This is a genomic window from Pseudomonas sp. Pseu.R1 (assembly GCF_045764065.1).
Classification (GTDB): Bacteria; Pseudomonadota; Gammaproteobacteria; order Pseudomonadales; family Pseudomonadaceae; genus Aquipseudomonas.
This window is the reverse complement of the sequence record NZ_JBJGEE020000001.1, coordinates 3,783,654-3,802,137: the sequence shown is the minus strand read 5'-3', so window position 1 is coordinate 3,802,137 and position 18,484 is coordinate 3,783,654. Positions and strand designations below refer to the sequence as shown.

16 protein-coding genes are annotated in these 18,484 nt (G+C 59.8%); 7 read left to right on the top strand and 9 right to left on the bottom strand.

Features of this window, described 5'->3' with window-relative positions; genetic code table 11:
• Positions 1-64: 64 nt before the first annotated feature.
• The 8 genes from ACI5GA_RS17625 to ACI5GA_RS17590 all read right to left on the bottom strand — a co-directional run bounded on the left by ACI5GA_RS17625 (position 65) and on the right by ACI5GA_RS17590 (position 9,629).
• Positions 65-1,024, bottom strand: coding sequence for a quinone oxidoreductase family protein (locus ACI5GA_RS17625; RefSeq protein ID WP_421423558.1), 960 nt, complete (start codon positions 1,022-1,024; stop codon positions 65-67).
• 37 nt (positions 1,025-1,061) lie between these two features.
• Positions 1,062-1,235 carry a DUF1427 family protein gene (locus ACI5GA_RS17620; protein WP_081564875.1) on the bottom strand — a complete coding sequence of 58 codons (174 nt, stop codon included), beginning with the start codon at positions 1,233-1,235 and terminating at the stop codon, positions 1,062-1,064.
• Between the two features lie 210 nt (positions 1,236-1,445).
• Positions 1,446-2,219 carry an AraC family transcriptional regulator gene (locus ACI5GA_RS17615; protein ID WP_404635690.1) on the bottom strand — a complete coding sequence of 258 codons (774 nt, stop codon included), beginning with the start codon at positions 2,217-2,219 and terminating at the stop codon, positions 1,446-1,448.
• A 336-nt stretch (positions 2,220-2,555) separates the two neighbouring features.
• Positions 2,556-3,824, bottom strand: a complete 1,269-nt coding sequence (locus ACI5GA_RS17610; RefSeq protein WP_404635210.1) for an OprD family porin — start codon at positions 3,822-3,824, stop codon at positions 2,556-2,558.
• 249 nt (positions 3,825-4,073) lie between these two features.
• Positions 4,074-4,253, bottom strand: coding sequence for a hypothetical protein (locus ACI5GA_RS17605; RefSeq protein ID WP_404635212.1), 180 nt, complete (start codon positions 4,251-4,253; stop codon positions 4,074-4,076).
• 201 nt (positions 4,254-4,454) lie between these two features.
• On the bottom strand, positions 4,455-5,561 hold the full coding sequence (gene aguA, locus ACI5GA_RS17600) for an agmatine deiminase (RefSeq protein ID WP_404635214.1): 1,107 nt from the start codon (positions 5,559-5,561) through the stop codon (positions 4,455-4,457).
• Between the two features lie 3 nt (positions 5,562-5,564).
• The gene (aguB, locus tag ACI5GA_RS17595) at positions 5,565-6,443 is read right to left on the bottom strand and encodes an N-carbamoylputrescine amidase (RefSeq protein WP_404635216.1); all 879 of its coding nucleotides are present in this window, start codon (positions 6,441-6,443) and stop codon (positions 5,565-5,567) included.
• Positions 6,444-6,710: 267 nt separating this feature from the next.
• Positions 6,711-9,629 carry an aminotransferase gene (locus ACI5GA_RS17590; RefSeq protein WP_421423556.1) on the bottom strand — a complete coding sequence of 973 codons (2,919 nt, stop codon included), beginning with the start codon at positions 9,627-9,629 and terminating at the stop codon, positions 6,711-6,713.
• Positions 9,630-9,907: 278 nt separating this feature from the next.
• Between ACI5GA_RS17590 and rfbB the strand changes: the two genes are divergently transcribed.
• From rfbB to ACI5GA_RS17555, 7 genes are all read left to right on the top strand, one after another.
• Entirely contained in the window at positions 9,908-10,987 is a 1,080-nt protein-coding gene (rfbB, locus tag ACI5GA_RS17585) for a dTDP-glucose 4,6-dehydratase (protein WP_421423555.1), read from the top strand.
• Positions 10,984-11,859 carry a glucose-1-phosphate thymidylyltransferase RfbA gene (rfbA, locus tag ACI5GA_RS17580; protein WP_421423554.1) on the top strand — a complete coding sequence of 292 codons (876 nt, stop codon included), beginning with the start codon at positions 10,984-10,986 and terminating at the stop codon, positions 11,857-11,859. Before rfbB ends, rfbA begins: the two co-directional genes overlap by 4 nt.
• Positions 11,856-12,401, top strand: a complete 546-nt coding sequence (gene rfbC, locus ACI5GA_RS17575) for a dTDP-4-dehydrorhamnose 3,5-epimerase (protein ID WP_404635224.1) — start codon at positions 11,856-11,858, stop codon at positions 12,399-12,401. Before rfbA ends, rfbC begins: the two co-directional genes overlap by 4 nt.
• Positions 12,398-13,294 (top strand): dTDP-4-dehydrorhamnose reductase, encoded by an 897-nt coding sequence (rfbD, locus tag ACI5GA_RS17570; RefSeq protein WP_421423553.1) that lies wholly within the window; start codon positions 12,398-12,400, stop codon positions 13,292-13,294. Before rfbC ends, rfbD begins: the two co-directional genes overlap by 4 nt.
• 131 nt (positions 13,295-13,425) lie before the next feature.
• Complete coding sequence (locus ACI5GA_RS17565) at positions 13,426-15,237, top strand: sensor histidine kinase (RefSeq protein WP_404635228.1); 1,812 nt, start codon at positions 13,426-13,428, stop codon at positions 15,235-15,237.
• Complete coding sequence (locus tag ACI5GA_RS17560) at positions 15,234-16,613, top strand: sigma-54-dependent transcriptional regulator (protein WP_404635230.1); 1,380 nt, start codon at positions 15,234-15,236, stop codon at positions 16,611-16,613. The genes ACI5GA_RS17565 and ACI5GA_RS17560 overlap by 4 nt, the downstream gene beginning before the upstream one ends.
• On the top strand, positions 16,600-17,070 hold the full coding sequence (locus tag ACI5GA_RS17555) for a YiiD C-terminal domain-containing protein (RefSeq protein ID WP_404635232.1): 471 nt from the start codon (positions 16,600-16,602) through the stop codon (positions 17,068-17,070). The genes ACI5GA_RS17560 and ACI5GA_RS17555 overlap by 14 nt, the downstream gene beginning before the upstream one ends.
• Positions 17,071-17,224: 154 nt before the next feature.
• Here ACI5GA_RS17555 and ACI5GA_RS17550 read toward each other — a convergent pair whose 3' ends face one another.
• The gene (locus ACI5GA_RS17550) at positions 17,225-18,484 is read right to left on the bottom strand and encodes an IS256 family transposase (RefSeq protein ID WP_421423166.1); all 1,260 of its coding nucleotides are present in this window, start codon (positions 18,482-18,484) and stop codon (positions 17,225-17,227) included.

Here is an 18,484-nt window from a genome sequence, read left to right as displayed (position 1 = left end):
TTTTGTAGGCGCCTGCGGTGGCGATTTAACAGTCGCTGCCGTCGGCAAGTCGGACTGCTACAGATCAGGGAATCAAAATCACCTTGTCCGTGCTGCCCTGATTGACCTCGGCATAACGCCCCAAACCTTCCTCGATAGGCGTTTCGACAAGCCCCGTCGGCAGCGGCAGCTTCCCTTCGTCGAACAACTGGCCGAACTGCTCCAGCATCCGCGCACACTCTTCAACGCCGTACAACAACGAGTTAATCCCCACCACTGAGCCGCCTTTGCGGTACAGCGCCAACGCAGGCAACTGAACGTGGCCGTCTACCGGCGCAGCGATGATCGCAATGCGACCGAAAGGTGCCAGCGCCTGAACAGACGCAGGCAGCCAGAAACCGGTGGTGTCGAAAATGACGTCAGCCCCACTTTCAAATACGGCGCTCACCTGACCGGCCAGCTCTTCTGGCTTGCCCAGTTGAATCGCGTTGAAACCCTGCTCCTTGAGCGCATCAACCTGTTCAGGGCGCCGCACGGCCGCCAGCACTTGAGCGCCACGCACTTTAGCCAGGGCAATCGCCGCACTGCCGACCGCGCCATTGGCGCCAATCACCAACAATCGGGTTTTCGCATCAACGAGGCTACGCTCCAGTGCGTCCCAAGCCGTGGTGTACGGCACACCCAGACTGGCCGCCTGAGCGAAACTCAGCGAGCTCGGCTTAAGTGCAACGCCCTTGGCAGGCAGCGTGATGTAACCGGCATGGGAGCCATTGCGCGAAAAACCGATCTTGTTGCCCGTGCCCCAGACTTCCTTGCCGATCAGCGATTCCGGACCTTCGATCACAACACCCGCGAAGTCGCGACCGGGAACCCGTGGCAATGTGGTGTAGGGAAAACGGCCCAGCACGTTCTTCACGTCGCTGGGGTTCAGACCCGCTGCCTTGATCTGCACCAATACCTCACCTTCTGCGGGGACGGGAGTGGGCAGTTCGACGACTTCCAGCGCAGCCAGGTCGCCGGTGCGGGAAAATTGCAGTGCTTTCATGGTGTTCACATCCAGAGAGAATCGGAAATCGTTCGAGTCACGAGATCAGGTTGGCGACCAGTTGACGCCCCATGGGCCAGAGCTTCTCGCCCGCCTGCATGCCCAACAGGCCAACCAGGGCCACCAACGGCGGTGCAGGCGAACGGAAATCGAGGGCGCCATAAAGCAGGCCGACAGCGATGCCGATTGCGAGGGAAATGATGTAGCTCATGACGAACTCCGGTGCTGTGTATCAAGCGATGACCAGAGTGTAAGAAACGGCCTAAAGCGCTACCGGCCAAGTGCTTCTGAATTTCGGACAGGCTGTTCCGAATCCTGTAGGAGTGAGCTTGCTCGCGATTACATGGATTCAGACAACACATGCGTCACAGACAGATTGTTATCGCGAGCAAGCTCACTCCTACAGGTGCGCGGTAAAGCGTTACGACATTTCACCCAACGGATAGTGCGAAGGCGCCACCCCCAGCTCACGACGAAACATGTCGCTGAAACTGCTGGGCGAATAGCCCATGGAACGCGCGATGGTGCTGACGGGCACGCCCTGAATGATTTCGGCCACCGCCGTCGCCAGTTGCACCTGCCTGCGCCACTCGGCGAAACCCATCCCCAGCACGCTCTGAAACAAGCGAGATAACGTCCTGACGCTGGCTCCGGCATTCTCGGCATGCTGCTCGAACGAAACGCCGATCGACGGCTCGACCATCACCGCATGGCAGACATTCATCAGGCGACGATCACTGTCATCCGGCATTGGCACCTTCAACAGCGAACGCTTGGCGCGCTTGAGCTCCAGCAGGGCCAGGCCGACCAGCGCAGCGTAATACTCCGAATCCTTGTCCTCTTCGGCGACCAGATTGACGATCAGCTCGCGCAGCAGCTTCGCGACTTCGAAGACCTGAACCGTACTCTCCAGTGTCTGCGCCAGTTCAGGACGCAGATAGATGTTGCGCATTTCCAGGTCCGACACCACCCGAATGCCATGAGAAACGCCCGGTGGCAGCCACACAGCACGCTGCGGCGGTACGACCAGCGCCTCATCGGGCGTCTCGACCCACATCACCCCCGACATCGCATACAGCACCTGCCCCCAGTCGTGCTCATGAGGCTCGATGTACAGACCGCGCGGGTAGGTACGCGACACGCGTTGCACGGGGACGGTGGTGTTCGTGAGGTCGGGCGGTGCGGCGAGGGCCATGGGGTGACCAATGAAAATGTGTGCGGCAATGTTATCGAGATGACGCATGCGATGAAACAGCCCTCTTCAGGCGCCACCGGTGGCGAACGCAGTGTGTCATTCAATTGGTCAGGTGCCGACATTACGCATTCGCCACCAAGGCGGCTCCCACAGGCTCAGCGTCTGCCACAAGGTTTGTATTCGGCGCGGCTCTTGTGGGAGCCGCCTTGGTGGCGAATGCGTCGGGTCAGTAACGTCCAGGTCGACTGAAACACCGCAATCGCCTACGCATAAAAAAACGCCCCGATCTCTCGACCGGGGCGTTCTCTGCAGCTTCAGCTCAACTGCCGTTCAACATTAGAAAACGTTGATCGGGTAATCGATGAAGATACGGGTTTCGTTACCGCCAACGTTGTAGTTGGAAGCGTTGTCCGACACGCGCAGCCACGAGTTGCGCAGGCGCAGGGACAGGTCTTTGGCCGGGCCGCTCTGAACCACGTAGGTCAGTTGGCTGAACAGTTCACGCTCGTCGCCATCGCCACGGTTGGTGCCGTCGTCGATGTTGTCGCCACGCACGTAAGCAACTTTGTAGCTCAGGCCTGGAGTGACGACGGTCGACAGGTTCACGCCGTAGCCCAACTGCCAGGAGCGCTCGTCCTTGCCGTTGAAGTCGGACCAGTAGGAGTTGCTCAGGTAGATGGTGTTGCCGCCATCGCTGAAACCACCATTGCTGCGCACGCCGCCGTAGTTGTAGCCGGTTTCGCCAGTGCTGCGCTGGTGCGCGATGGTGAACGAGTGGATACCGGTGGCCCAGGTGGCCGCCAGGCTCCAGATCTTGTTATCGCGGGCGTCGTCGGCCGCGATGTCCTTGTCCAGCTTGGTCTTGTAGCCGTTGAAGTCAAAGGTCAGGGACTGATCCTGCGGCAGCGCGAAGACGTAGTTCAGGTTCACGTACTGCTTCTTCAGCGTGTCTTCGTCGTCGGAGCCGTAGAACGCGGCGCTGAAGGCGTCGGTGAATTTGTAGCTGGCGCCGTACACGTTGATGCTCTTCAGGTCGCCACTGTCGCGACCTTCAGCGCTCTTGCGGGTCTGTGCCGTGAAGCGACCGGCAACCAGTGTCAGGTCCTTGATCTCTTTGGAAGTGATCATGGTGCCGGTGTAGCTTTCCGGCAGCAGACGCGAGTTGTCGTAGCTCAGGACTGGCAGCTCCGGCATCATGTCGCCGTATTTCAGCTCGGTCTTGGAGATGCGGAATTTGACCGCGCCGCCGAAGCGCTGCAGGTCGTCAGCAGCATGACCACTGCTGTCCTGTTTGAAGAAGTCGATGCCACCGGCACCACTTTTGCCTTTGCCGCCGTCCAGACGAACAGCGTACAGACCGAATGCGTCAACACCGACACCGACGGTGCCCTGAGTGAAACCGGAGGAGTAGTTGGCCATGAACGCCTGACCCCACTCGGCGCGGTCTTCAGGCCCGCCTTTATAGTCACGGCTGATGTAGGCGTTACGCAGATTGACCTTCAGGCTGCTGTCTTCAACGAAGCCGTTGGAGTCTGCCTGCCCGTCTGCCATGGCATGGCTGGCGGCGAAGATGCCCAGAGCGAGCAAGCCGATACGCTGTTTCATCTTGTTGTCCTTGTGTGCAGATTGATCTCGCGCTGTGGCAAAAACCCGGACAGGTCATTGCGTCTCCCCAGACATTGTCCCGGAAGCCCGCACGAAATCATCGCAGTGGACTACTGATGCACGTACATGGCGCTAGGCCACAGGCGGTTGAATCGCGAATGCTAGCGGCGGCATACAAGGGTGTCAATTTGATGAACGCCAAACCGACCCGCGAAAAGGCCTCCCCAGACCTGGGAGAAGCCTGTCGATTCAGTTATGCAGGATGCCCAACAACGCTTCCAGCTCTGCGTCATTGATCAGGCCTGAGGGGTAGCGCTGGGTCAACATCGCCCGGTAATCCGGTGCCTGGGTTTTCTGAGCCTGGGTTATCCGTAACCAGTCCGCCATCATCTGCCGTGCTTCATTGCTCGCAGACAAACCTCGAGTCACGCGTGACTCCTGACCTGCGTTCATAGGGATAACCTCTTGCGTCTTGGACTGCGAAATCTACGGATCTTTTGTTACAGACGGACGAATGCGGTAACCGTTTAGATAACTGCGCAGACCTTTCGGACAGGTAAACGAGAAATCGCTACCCACAAAAAAGCCCATCGTCCGATGGGCTTTGATGAAAGCAAGAAACGAACCAACTCAGCGGCGATGAGGCGCCGGTTGTTGCTGAGTCAGGCAATGAATGTTGCCGCCGCCTAACAGCAGCTCGCGACCCGGAACCATGACCACTTCATGTTCCGGGAACAGGCGTTGCAGGATTTCACGGGCGGTTTCGTCCAGTGGATCGTCGAAACTGGGGGCAATGATGCCGCCGTTGACGATCAGGAAATTCACATATGATCCAGCGAGGCGCACCGAAGGGTTGCGTTCCTGACTGCCATGCACCTGATCAACGCCCGCACATTCTTCTTCCGTAGCGAACAATGGCCCCGGAATCGGCATTTTGTGGACGACGAACGGTCGGCCTTTGGCGTCTCGCGCGTTTTGCAGGACCGCCATCGCCGCCTGGCAACGCGGGAAGTTGGGGTCTTGCGGATCATCGGTCCAGGCCAGCAGCACCTCGCCGGGGCGCACATAGCAACAGAAGTTGTCCACATGACCGTCGGTTTCGTCGTTGTACAGGCCATCCGGCAGCCAGATGATCTTCTCCACCGACAAGTGGTCACGCAGCACAGCCTCGATCTCTTCGCGAGACAGGTGCGGATTGCGGTTGCGATTGAGCAAGCATTCTTCAGTGGTGATCAGCGTGCCTTCGCCATCGACATGAATCGAGCCACCTTCCAGCACGAAGCTTTCAGTGACGTAACGCGGGCAGCGCTCGATTTCCAGCACCTTACTGGCCAGCGCGGCGTCCAGATTCCATGGCGAGTACAGACCGCCGTCGAAACCGCCCCACGCGTTGAACCCCCAATCCACGCCGCGCACTTCGCCGCCATCATTGATCACGAAGGTCGGCCCGGTGTCACGCACCCAGGCGTCGTCGTTGCTGATCTCGACGACACGAATGTTCGGCACGTCCAGACGCGCGCGAGCGTTGTCGTACTGGGCAGCGGAAACAGCCACGGTCACCGGCTCGAAGCGGGCAATGGCTTTGGCGACGGCCACATGCGCGGTCTGCACCGGTTTGCCACCCAGACGCCAGTTGTCAGGGCGTTCGGGCCAGACCATCCAGGTCTGGGTGTGTGGCGCCCATTCGGCGGGCATGTGAAAGCCGTCGGCGCGGGGTGTGCTGTTGAGTGTGGTCATTGATCAGGACTCCAGTGAACCATCGAGGGTTTTGAGTGGGCCGTACAGGTTGGGACGGCGATCACGGAAAGTGCCCCAGGCACTGCGGATGTGTTCCAGTTCATCGAGGTCGAAGCGGTGCACCAGCACGCCTTCCTCGGTTTGATTGAGCTCTTCGACCTTCTCGCCAAACTGATTGGCAATAAATGAGGAGCCGTAAAAAGTGATGTCGTAACCGTCTTGCTCTTCGCGGCCAATACGGTTGCTGGCGACCAAAGGCATCAGGTTAGCGCCTGCGTGGCCTTGTTGCACCCGCTGCCAGTGATCGCGGGAACTGATGGTCTTGTCATGCGGCTCGCTGCCGATGGCCGTCGGGTAGAACAGGATCTCAGCCCCCAGCAACGCCATGCTGCGGGCGCACTCCGGAAACCATTGGTCCCAGCAGATGCCAACGCCGATTTTCGCGTAGCGCGTATTCCAGACCTTGAACCCGGTATCCCCCGGATTGAAGTAGTACTTTTCGTGATAGCCGGGGCCGTCCGGAATGTGGCTTTTCCGATAGATTCCCAGGTTGCTCCCGTCCGCGTCGATGATCGCGATGCTGTTGAAGCGCGCACGCCCCGCCCGTTCGTAAAAGCTGATCGGCAGTACCACTTGCAGCTCTTTGGCGACCTTCTGGAAATGCGCGATCGCCACGTTGCTTTCAACGGACGTGGCCAGGTGCAGGTAGTCGGGGTTGGGTTTCTGGCAGAAGTACGGCGCTTCGAACAGCTCTTGAATCAGGATGATCTGCGCCCCCTTGCCTGCCGCCTCGCGGACCAGCCTTTCAGCGTTTTCGATGTTGGCTTCCAAGTCCCATGAACAGGCCATTTGAGTAGCAGCGACAGTGACGATACGGCTCATTTGATGCTCCGGCGGCAGATGCAAAAGGCGACTCATCCTGACAGACGAGCGATGACAATCTGGCCGTCTTTATAGCCGATAAATATCCGACTTAAAAGCATAAAGCCTCAGAAAAAGATTAATACCGTTACAGGTAGCCGATATTAATCTGAATTTAGCCCTTCCCTGTAGGAGCGCACGAGCTATGCCAGGCCGCGAACGGCCTCGCGCTGCTCGAACGCTCCTACAGGGGGATCTCGCACTACCGGATATCACCCGGGGCACCCATCAGCCTTCCAGCTCGCTCAGCACCTTCGAAACGCTGTCGACAAAGAAATCCACGCTTCGCCGCGTGGTCACCATCGGCGGTTTGATCTTGAGGATGTTCAGGTAATCCCCCGTGGGTTGCATGAAGATGCCCAGCTCGCGCAGGCGATCACACAGGTAGGTGGTTTCCTCGGTCGCAGGTTCCAGCGTCTCGCGATTGCGCACCAGTTCCAGCCCCAGATAGAAGCCGGAGCCGTGAGCCGCACCGACCAACGGATGTTTGTCGATCAGCGCCAGCAGGCGCTCCTTGAAATAGCCGCCCACCACCTGGGCGTTTTCCCACAGCTTTTCTTCTTCCATGACATCCAGCACGGCCATGCCGATCTGACAGCTCACAGGGCTGCCACCCGACGACGAGAAGAAATACCCCTCAGCCTCCAGCGCCTCGGCAATTTCCCGGCGAGTGATGACCGCGCCCAGCGGATGGCCGTTACCCATGCCCTTGGCCATGGTGATGATGTCCGGCACCACGCCTTGCTCTTCGAAGCCCCAGAAATAGTGCCCAAGGCGGCCATAACCGACCTGCACCTCGTCGGCGATACACACGCCGCCCTGCGCTCGAACTTTCTGATACACCTCGCGCAGATAGCCCGGCGGCAGCGAAATCCCGCCCGCGTTGCCGTACACCGGCTCGCAGATAAACCCCGCCAGTTGGCGGCCTTGCTCGCTGAGCCGCGCAAGATGCGCATCGACGCTTTTCAGGTAAAACGGCGTACTGTCACTGCCACGGGCCTCGCCGCGATAGGTATTCGGCGCCACCACGGGGTGCACCCAGTCTGGCCGGGTGCTGAGTGCTTGCGGGTTATCGGCGATGGAGGTCGAGATCGCATCGGTCGCCACTGACCAGCCGTGATACGCCTCCAGTACACTCAGGACATCGCGCCCGCCGCTGTAGGCCCACGCCAGACGAATCGCCAGATCATTCGCCTCTGTCCCGCTGTTGACCAGAAACACCCGATCCATGCCCGCTGGCGCGAGTTTGAGCAGGCGCTCGGAGAACTCGGCGATGGCTGCATAGTGAAAGCGTGAATTGGTATTGAGCAACGACCACTGCCGCGCGGCGACCTGCGCCATACGCGGATGGCCATGGCCCAACACGGCGACGTTATTGAGCATGTCCAGATAGGATCGGCCCTGCACGTCGATCAGATGATTGCGCCAGCCGCGCTCGATCTGCGGCGGCGTCTGATAGTAATGCTTCTGGGAGCGGGCAAAACTGGCATCGCGACGGGCCAGCAAATCTACCGCGTTAACAGGCTCAGGCGCGTCGCAATCAAATCCCAGAAGTACCGCTGGCGAAGGGCACAACGCCCGCCATGCAGCGGCACGCGACGGGATCGTGAACAGCGGTGGGCTGACATCACGCTCAGTGCACAGTTGCACGATCAGCGAGCCACCCCCTTGGCCGATGACGTCACCCGCTGCGAATTCGACACCCGAATCGAAATCCGAACGCACACCCCACAACCGCAGCGTCAACTGGTCACCTTCCACAGTCAGCGCGCCGTCAGCGGCGTGTCGCAGGGAGCCATGAAACGGCGCATGGACGACCGTCCCGTGAGGAATCTGCAACTCCACGTGCAACGCAAAGGTCTCCGGTTCACGAGCGCTGTCGGGCAGTGTTCTGGACAACCGATACTCGCCATAACGACTGGCTGCCAGACCGTCATGCTGTGCGGCGTCTTTGAGCAGACGTTCATCGATGTCGCTTTGCTCCCAGTTGCCCGCTTCGAAATGTTCACTGAGCACGCCAAGATCGACGATTGTGAATGCTTGTCCTCGCAAGCTTGGCAGCATCGGGGAAAGCACTCGGTCACGAGGCTGACGTTCCAGCAAACCCACGGAGTCCAGGATGGCGGCCTCCATCAAGGCCATGGGCACTGAAGTCGCTACATCGAAAATGTTCCACTCGCTGGCAAGGTTGGCCTGAATATAGGCGTTGCCCGGTTCGATACTCGCCTGCTGCTCGCTGCTGAGCACCAACACTGCCGAACGCGCAACGATCAACGGCCATAAGGCCTTGAGCTCTTCGACGCGCAGCGGATTGATCGCGTGATAGGCCTGAACCGCGTGCAGGATGTAGAGCGGATCCCCGTCGGCGTGATGCAACAGCGCGGCGCACGTGACGGACAGGTCGGCAATGCGCCAGGTGCTGACCAGATCGCCGAAATCGATCAGCCCTTGCAGTTGCCACATGGCGTGAGCATCCCGCGCCCAGACCACGTTGTACTCCGTGATGTCCAGATGAATGGCCTGAACAGGCAGCGCTGCGATCAGCGGCAGCAATCGTGAATGAGCCTCTGTGGCCGCCTTGTCGATACACGCCTGCGCGTGCGGGTCAGTAATGACCGGAAGCAAATGTTTGACCAGCGCACGCGCATGGCGCGGGTCCCACTGCAAAATGCGCTCAAGCCCCGGATGCGAAAAGTCAGCCAATGCCACATCGACGCGTGCGCACAGCTCGGCCAATCCGGTGACCACTTGCCGACTCAAATGCTCGACATGGGCGATGGACTGACCGTCAATGAATTCCAGCAGACGCGCATGAATCCCTTGGCCGCCCACGTCGACAGAAAGCAGGTCAGCACCGTTGAGCGCCTGTATCACGGCAGGCACACGAACTTCGGAATGGCTTGCCAGATGTCGAAGCGCAGCATGCTGGGCCTGCAACTCGACAACCGAATAGTCGCCATGGCAAATCTTCAACACGAAGCGCCGTCCATCACCGGTATCGAGGAGGAAATTACGGTCCTGATGGCTCCCCAACTCCTTCAAGGCCCCCGCCATGCCGTAATGCGTCAGCAACAGTTCAGCGGCCTGGGCAGAGGTCACTTCTGGGCATGGCAAGCTGGATCGACGAATCAGGGTGGCGAGCGGCATGAGAAGGTCTCAACGGGTGGAGGTGGGCTGCAATATCGCCAGTTGCCACGCACATGTGCAACCCTGTCTCGCAGCACGGGCGAAAACACTCATAACAATAGATGGATAGCGCGAGCGTTAGGCTGATGAAACAGTTGCGGCGGTTTTATGACGCGCCAACGATCCCGCAATCAATTATATTCATTGCCTCTGGGTGGTTTGCGCCTTGCGCGCGCCGCCACTCCCCCTCAAGCTGTGCATTGTTATCTCGACGTCCTGCCAGGGAAGAAGGTCTCTCCATGCGAATACTTGTCACCGGTGGCGCCGGTTTTATTGGCTCTGCATTGATCCGCCATTTGATCAACAACACCGACCATGACGTACTGAATGTCGACAAACTGACGTACGCAGGCAACCTCGAATCGCTGCACAGCATCGTGACCAACACCCGCTACGAATTCGTGCAGCAAGACATCGTCGATCAAGCGGCCATCAGCAAGGTGCTCGCACGCTTCAAGCCGGATGCCGTCATGCATCTGGCCGCCGAATCCCACGTTGACCGCTCCATTGATGGCCCGTCGGAATTCATCCAGACCAACATCGTCGGTACCTACAGCCTGCTTGAAGCAACCCGTGGCTATTGGCAGGGGCTGCCGGAAGCCGAGCGCGCGGCGTTTCGTTTCCATCACATTTCCACAGACGAAGTGTACGGCGACCTGCACGGCGTCGACGACCTGTTCACCGAAACCACGCCGTATGCCCCCAGCTCGCCATACTCGGCCAGCAAAGCCGCGTCTGACCACCTGGTCCGCGCCTGGCAGCGCACCTACGGCCTGCCGGTCGTCGTCACCAACTGCTCGAACAATTACGGCCCGTTCCACTTCCCGGAAAAGCTGATCCCGCTGGTCATTCTCAATGCCCTCGCGGGTAAACCACTGCCGGTGTACGGCAATGGCCTGCAAGTACGCGACTGGCTGTTCGTTGAAGACCACGCCCGCGCGCTGCTCAAGGTCGTGACCGAGGGCAAGGTGGGTGAGACCTACAACATCGGTGGCCACAACGAGCAGAAGAACATCGACGTCGTGCGCGGCATCTGTGCCCTGCTCGAAGAGCTGGCACCCGAACAGCGCAAAGGCGTGGCTCACTACGCTGATTTGATCACCTATGTGACCGACCGTCCGGGCCATGATATGCGCTACGCCATCGACGCCAGCAAGATCGAGCGCGAGCTGGGCTGGACGCCCGAAGAAACGTTCGAATCCGGACTGCGCAAAACCGTGCAGTGGTATCTGGACAACATGGAATGGTGCCGCAACGTACAAGACGGCAGCTATCAGGGCGAACGCCTGGGTACTCACGTAAAGGATCTGATCGCATGACCAAAGGAATTGTACTGGCCGGAGGCTCTGGCACACGCCTGCACCCGATTACCCTTGGCGTTTCCAAGCAACTGCTGCCCATCTATGACAAGCCGATGATCTACTACCCGATCTCGGTCCTGATGCTGGCGGGTATCAAGGAAATTTTGATCATTTCCACGCCGCTGGATCTGCCGCAATACCGTGCACTGCTGGGTGACGGCAGCCAGTTTGGTGTGCACTTCAGCTATGCCGAACAGCCCAAGCCTGACGGGCTGGCGCAAGCGTTTCTGATCGGCGAGACATTCATTGGCGATGACTCCGTTTGCCTGATCTTGGGCGACAATATTTTCCACGGCCAACATTTCAGCGATCAGCTCAAACGCGCCGCTGCCGATAAGTCCGGGGCGACCGTGTTCGGCTATTGGGTCAAGGATCCGGAGCGCTTCGGTGTCGTGGACTTTGACGAAGCAGGCAACGCCCTGTCCATCGAAGAAAAGCCCAAAAAGCCGAAGTCCAGCTATGCGGTGACCGGGCTGTATTTCTACGACAACGAAGTGATTCAGATTGCCAAGGACGTCAAGCCGTCCCCGCGAGGCGAGCTGGAAATCACCGACGTCAACAACGCCTATCTCCAGCGTGGCGACCTGCGCGTGGAGCGTTTCGGCCGCGGCTTTGCCTGGCTGGATACCGGCACTCACGACAGCCTGCTGGATGCATCGCAATACGTGCAGACCATCGAACACCGTCAAGGCCTGAAAGTGGCGTGCCTTGAAGAAATCGCCTATCAGAATGGCTGGATCGACCGGGCACATCTGCTGTCCCGGGCCGAATACTTTGGCAAGACCGGCTACGGTCAGTATCTGTTCAAGGTCGCAGGGGAAAGTCTGTGAACGTCATCGAAAGCGAGTTGCCTGAAGTCCTGATCATCGAACCGAAAGTGTTCGGTGATGAGCGTGGTTTCTTCTACGAGAGTTTCAACGCCAGAGCCTTCGCCGAGGCGACGGGCATCAAGACCCCATTCGTGCAGGACAACCACTCCCGCTCCCAGAAGGGCGTGCTGCGTGGCCTGCATTATCAGATCGAAAACCCGCAGGGCAAACTGGTACGCGTCACTGCGGGCAGCGTGCTGGACATTGCGGTGGACATCCGCCGCAGCTCGCCGCATTTCGGCAAGTGGGTCGGTATCGAACTGTCAGCGGCGAACGCCCGCCAGCTCTGGATTCCCGCAGGGTTTGCTCACGGCTTCGTGGTGCTGAGCGACTACGCCGAGTTTCTGTACAAAACCACCGACTACTACACCCCATCTGCCGAACGCTGCATTCGCTGGGACGATCCCGATCTGGCCATCGATTGGGGGCTGACCGAAGCGCCCAGACTGTCGGCCAAGGATCAGGTTGGGAAAAGCCTGAAAGACGCGGATCTGTTCCCGTGAGTTCGCCATTACGGATTCTGATCAGCGGGCAGCACGGCCAGGTTTCGTTGGCGCTGCAACAATGCCTGAACGGGCTGGGCGAGTTGATCGTGGTGGGCCGTGAACAGCTCGACCTGAGCCAGCCCGAATCGATTCGGGCCGTGGTGCGCGAGATCAAGCCTGATCTGATCATCAACGCGGCTGCGCACACGGCGGTGGATCAGGCCGAAAGCGAGCCGGATCTGGCGTACGCGATCAATGCGACTGCCCCCGGCGTTTTTGCCGAGGAAGCCAAGGCATTGGGCGTTCCGTTCATCCATTACTCCACTGATTACGTCTTCGACGGCAGCAAAGAGGGCGTGTGGAACGAGTCCGATACGCCCAACCCGCTGGGCGTTTACGGCAGCAGCAAACTGGCGGGCGAACAAGCCATTGCCAAGGTGGGCGGTCAGTACCTGATCCTGCGCACCAGTTGGGTCTACTCACTGACGGGGCGCAATTTTCTGCTGACCATGCAACGTCTGCTGCAAGAGCGTGAAAAACTCACTGTCGTCGCTGATCAGATCGGCGCGCCAACCTGGGCGGGTACGATTGCGCAGAGCACGCGCGAACTGATTGAACGCTGGCGTGACGGCAAGCCCGGCGCTTGGGGCGTCTATCACCTGACAGCGTCGGGCGAGACCTCGTGGTTCGGGTTCGCGCAAGCGATTGGTCAGGAACTGATCAAAGCAGGCAAGCCTTGCGCGGCCCTCGAACCCATCCCGTCGAGCGCCTACCCCACGCCGGCAAAGCGCCCGCTTAACTCACGCCTGGACTGCAGCCGTCTGCAACAGGAGTGGGGTGTCAGCCAGCCGAACTGGCGGGACGCAATGCTGGAGTGCCTGGCGCAGCAGCGATTGGTCAATCGCGTGTAATCTATTGCGACCGCTGCGCGATCGTTCGCGGATGAATCCGCTCCCACAGAAAAGGCATAACACCTGTAGGAGCAAATTCATCTGCGAGACGTCGATGCAGGCACCATAAAAATCGGCAGCGTACGCATACGATGAACAGCACCTCCCTTCCCCCCCGCCCTCGCTGGCGCAGCCTCGCGTTACTGGCGCTGATCCTCGCGCCGCTGCTGTGGCCGCTCGAACGTCTGGCCGAACATTACTATCGCAACGAGTTGCTGAGCCAGAACCGCCAGACGCTGGACCTGTACGTCGCCAACCTGCTCGGCACGCTCCATCGCTACGAAGTGTTGCCGCAAATTCTTGGTGACCTGCCCGGACTGCGCGCCATGCTGGCCAACCCGCAGGACAAACAGACTCAAGATCAGGCCAATCAGCTATTGATGAACACCGCTCGCCAGACGGGGGCGGAAGTCATCTACCTGATGGCGCCCAACGGCGACACCCTCGCCGCGTCCAACTGGGACAAGCGCGACAGCTTTGTTGGCCGCAACTTCGCGTTTCGCCCCTATTTCAGTAACGCCATGGCCGGAAATCTGGGGCGGTTCTTCGGACTGGGCACCACCTCGGCCAAGCGCGGCTATTTCTTCGCGGCAGCGGTACGAGATGGCAACACCGTGATCGGCGTGCTGGTGGTCAAAGTCGATCTGGACCTGACCGAAACCCTCTGGGGCAAGACACCCGAACAATTGCTGGTGACCGACCATAACGGCGTGGTCATCCTGACCTCGAATCCCAACTGGCGATTCCGCGCCACACGCCCGCTCAGCGAAGAGGAAAAGCAGGCCATCGTCGCGATCCAGCCCTATCCGACCCGCGACCCAAGACCCTTGCAGCTCGACGAAAACGGCTGGCTGACACAGACCCAACAGATCGACGAAACCGGCTGGAGCGTGAACATTCTGGCGCCCAAAGTGCTGGTATCCCGGCCCGTGCGCACGGTCGTGGCCATTGGCGGCGCGACGCTTCTGGTGCTGATGCTGCTGCTGGGGATCATGATGCAGCGCCGTCGACACTATCTGGATCGCATCCACTTCGAAGGTAAGGCGCGACGCGAACTGGAAGCGCGGGTGGTTGAGCGCACCAGCGATCTTGAGGGGTTGAACAGGCGGTTGCGCCAAGAAGTGCTGGAGCGCGAACACGCACAGCAAGAGCTGTTTCGCGCGCAGGATGAGCTGGTTCAGGCGGGCAAACTGTCAGCACTGGGCACGATGTCGGCCAGCATCAGCCATGAACTCAACCAGCCGCTGGCCGCCATTCGCAGCTACGCGGAAAACGCCGAAATCCTCCTCGATCATCAGCGCACCGACGATGCGCGCGGCAACCTCAAACTGATCAGCGAGTTGACCGGGCGCATGGCCTCGATCATCGCGCACCTGCGCGCCTTCGCCCGCCGCGACCGCCACGCCCCCGAAAGCGTGGCCCTGCAACCGGCGCTGGACGATGCGCTGGCGTTACTCGCCAAACGCCGTCGCGCCATGGACGTCGAGCTGATTCGTGACATGCCGGATGCCACCCTCTGGGTGCAGGCCGGTGAGACCCGTTTGCGTCAGGTGCTGGGCAATCTGCTGGCGAACGCGCTGGATGCGCTGACCGAAAAAGGTCCGCCGCGCAAATTGTGGATCAGTGCCGAGCACAACGCCGAAGGCGTCAACCTGTACATTCGCGACAACGGCCCCGGCTTCTCCCGCGAGGCGTTGGAGCACGCGCGCGAGCCGTTCTTCACGACCAAAACCCGGACGCAAGGTCTCGGGCTGGGCCTTGCGATCTGCGATACCCTGATGCGCGCCCTGGGGGGAGAGTTGCTGTTCGCCAACCATCCCGAAGGCGGCGCATTGCTGACATTGCGCATGCGCACAGCCGCTTCAGGAGTCAGTCTTCAACCGCCGGAGGATCTATCTGCATGACCACGGAGACCGCCATCGACAGCCGCATTCAGGTGGTGCTGATCGACGACGACCCGCATCTGCGTCAGGCCCTGAGCCAGACGCTGGATCTGGCTGGCCTGAAAATCCTGCCGCTGAGCGATGCCAAGGGCCTGCCCACGCGTATCGAGCGTGACTGGCCGGGGGTGATTGTCAGCGATATCCGCATGCCGGGCATCGACGGTCTGGAGCTATTGAATCAGTTACACGCTCAGGATCCCGAGCTACCTGTCTTGCTGATCACCGGCCACGGCGATGTCCCTCTGGCAGTGCAGGCCATGCGCGCAGGGGCGTACGATTTTCTGGAAAAACCCTTCGCCAGCGATGCACTGCTCGACAGCGTTCGCCGTGCACTCGCGCTGCGTCGACTGGTGCTGGACAACCGCAGCCTGCGTATGGAACTGAGCGACCGCCAACAGTTGAGCGCCCGGCTGGTAGGGCTTTCAGCGCCAATCCAGCGCCTGCGCGATCAGATTGGCGCGCTGGCCGCGACCAAGGCCGATGTGTTGATCCTCGGTGAAACCGGGGCGGGCAAAGAAGTGGTCGCCCGCGCCCTGCATGATCTGTCGAGCCGTCGTAATGGTCCGTTTGTGGCAATCAACGCCGGGGCGCTGGCCGAGTCGGTGGTCGAGAGTGAGCTGTTTGGTCACGAACCCGGCGCGTTCACCGGGGCGCAGAAACGGCGTATCGGCAAGTTCGAATTCGCCAATGGCGGCACGCTGTTTCTCGACGAAATCGAGAGCATGAGCATGGACGTGCAGGTCAAACTGCTGCGTCTGCTGCAAGAGCGTGTGGTCGAACGTTTGGGCGCCAACCAGCAGATTCCGCTGGATATCCGCATCGTCGCGGCGACCAAGGAAGACTTGCGCCACGCGGCCGATCAAGGCCGCTTCCGAGCTGACCTGTATTACCGCCTGAACGTCGCGCCGCTGCGCATCCCGCCGCTGCGCGAACGTGGCGAGGACGCCTTGGTGCTATTCCAGCATTTTGCCGACGCTGCCAGTCTGCGCCATGGTTTATCCCGTCGCGAACTGCAACCGGGGCATCGCGCGATGCTGTTGCGCCACAGTTGGCCGGGCAACGTGCGCGAGCTGCAAAACGCCGCTGAACGCTTCGCGCTGGGACTTGAGCTGGAACTCGAAGGCGCGGCGCCGCAACACGTGCCGTCGTCGACCGGGGGTTTGAGTGATCAAGTGGAAGCCTTCGAACGCGCGCTGATCGCGGCCGAACTGACCCGTCCGCACAGCTCGGTACGCAGCCTGGCCGAAGCCCTGGGCGTACCTCGCAAGACATTGCACGACAAACTGCGCAAGCATGGCCTGAATTTCAGCGGTGGCGGTTCTGATGACAACGAATGATCCGGGCTCAACTGCCCAACACCTCGAACACGTACTGCACCAAGACATTCCGCTGACCCGAGACATGGGGATGCAGGTCATCAGTTGGCGCGACCATCAGTTGCGCCTGCGCCTGCCGTTGACGCAAAACATCAATCACAAGAGCACGTTGTTCGGCGGCAGTTTGTATTGCGGCGCCGTATTAGCAGGCTGGGGCTGGTTGTATCTGCGCTTGAAAGAAGCGGGGATCGACGACGGACACATCGTGATTCAGGAAGGCCAGATCAGCTACCCACTGCCGGTTAAGCGCGACGGCGTGGCCATTTGCGATGCGCCAGATGACGCAACGTGGGACAAGTTCGTGAAGCTATACCAGCGACGCGGGCGTGCGAGGTTGGCGTTGAATACGCGGATTGTGGCTGAAGGATCGGAAGAGGCGGCGGTAGAGTTTGTCGGGCAGTATGTGTTGCATCGTTGACCGCACTGCCATTTTGCGGCCTGCGTAAAGGTTCCTGTAAACGCTTTACCTGTGGGAGCCGCCTTGGTGGCGAATGCGCCGTGTCAGTCTCCGTGGGAGTATCAGTTTTTTTGTGTTCGGGCTGGTCTGGCCTGCCGTTAGGCAGGCCGTTGTTTCACCAGCTTGGTCTGGTAAAACGGTCTCCATAGAGAATCGCAAACTGGTTAAGCGCCACTTTCCAGTCGTGTGCCGCACGGCTCCAATCCGCAGTGATATTGCGTAACGCCAGCCAGATCAATTTTGTCGCGGCATCATCTGTCGGGAAGTGCCCACGAGTCTTGATGATCTTTCGCAACTGAGCGTTGATGCTTTCGATGGCGTTGGTCGTGTAGACCACTTTACGGATGGCTGGCGGGAAGACAAAGAACGGGATCACCCGATCCCAGGCACGACGCCACGCAGCGACTACTGTCGGATACTGTTTGCCCCAAGGCCCTGCTTCAAAGGCGTTCAGCTCTTGTTCCGCAGCATCAGCGTTGATCGCCTGGTAAATAGGCTTGAGCGCTTTGGCCAGCGGACGGCGTTTATCCCAAGCCGCGTAATCAAGACTGTTTCGGATCAGATGCACGATGCAGGTTTGCAGCGTGGTGGCAGGAAAAACCGCTCCCAAGGCCTCCGGTATGCCTTTGAGCCCGTCAGTGACGGCGATCAGAACATCTTCAACGCCTCGCGTTTTTAGATCGTTGAACACCTTCATCCAGAACTTCGCGCCCTCTGTGCTCTCGATCCAGATACCCAAGATGTCACGCGTGCCATCCGGCAATACGCCCAGCGCCAGATATATCGCCTTGTTGCGCACCAAGCCCTCATCACGGATCTTCACTCGCAATGCATCGAAGAAGATGACCGGATACATCGGTTCCAAAGGGCGCTGCTGCCATGCTCCAACCTCATCCAGCACAGCATCCGTCACCGAGCTGATGAAATCGTGCGATACATCTGTTCCGTACTGCTCCGCCAGAAAAGCGCGTATCTCACGCACCGTCATGCCGCGGGCGTACATGGCGATAATCTTGTCGTCAAAGCCGGTAAAACGGCGTTCGTGTTTGGGAATCAGGATGGGAGCGAAGCTGCCGTCTCGGTCTCTGGGAATGTCCAGGCGAAGCGGCCCATCGTCGGTGAGCACCGTTTTGCCGCTTTTGCCGTTGCGCTGGTTGGTCGAATCCTCGGGGCGCTCCGCGCCCTGAGGATAGCCAAGGTGCTGCCCCAGTTCGGCACCTAAGGCGCGCTCGATCAGCGCTTTTTTGAACGCCATCGAGGCATCCTGAATGGCTTCGGCGCTCATCGGCCCCTTAACGAACTGGTCGATGATCTCTTGGGGAATCGAGGGCAGCTCTCTCGATGTTGCACTGGCAGCTTTCTTTTTGGTCGGCAT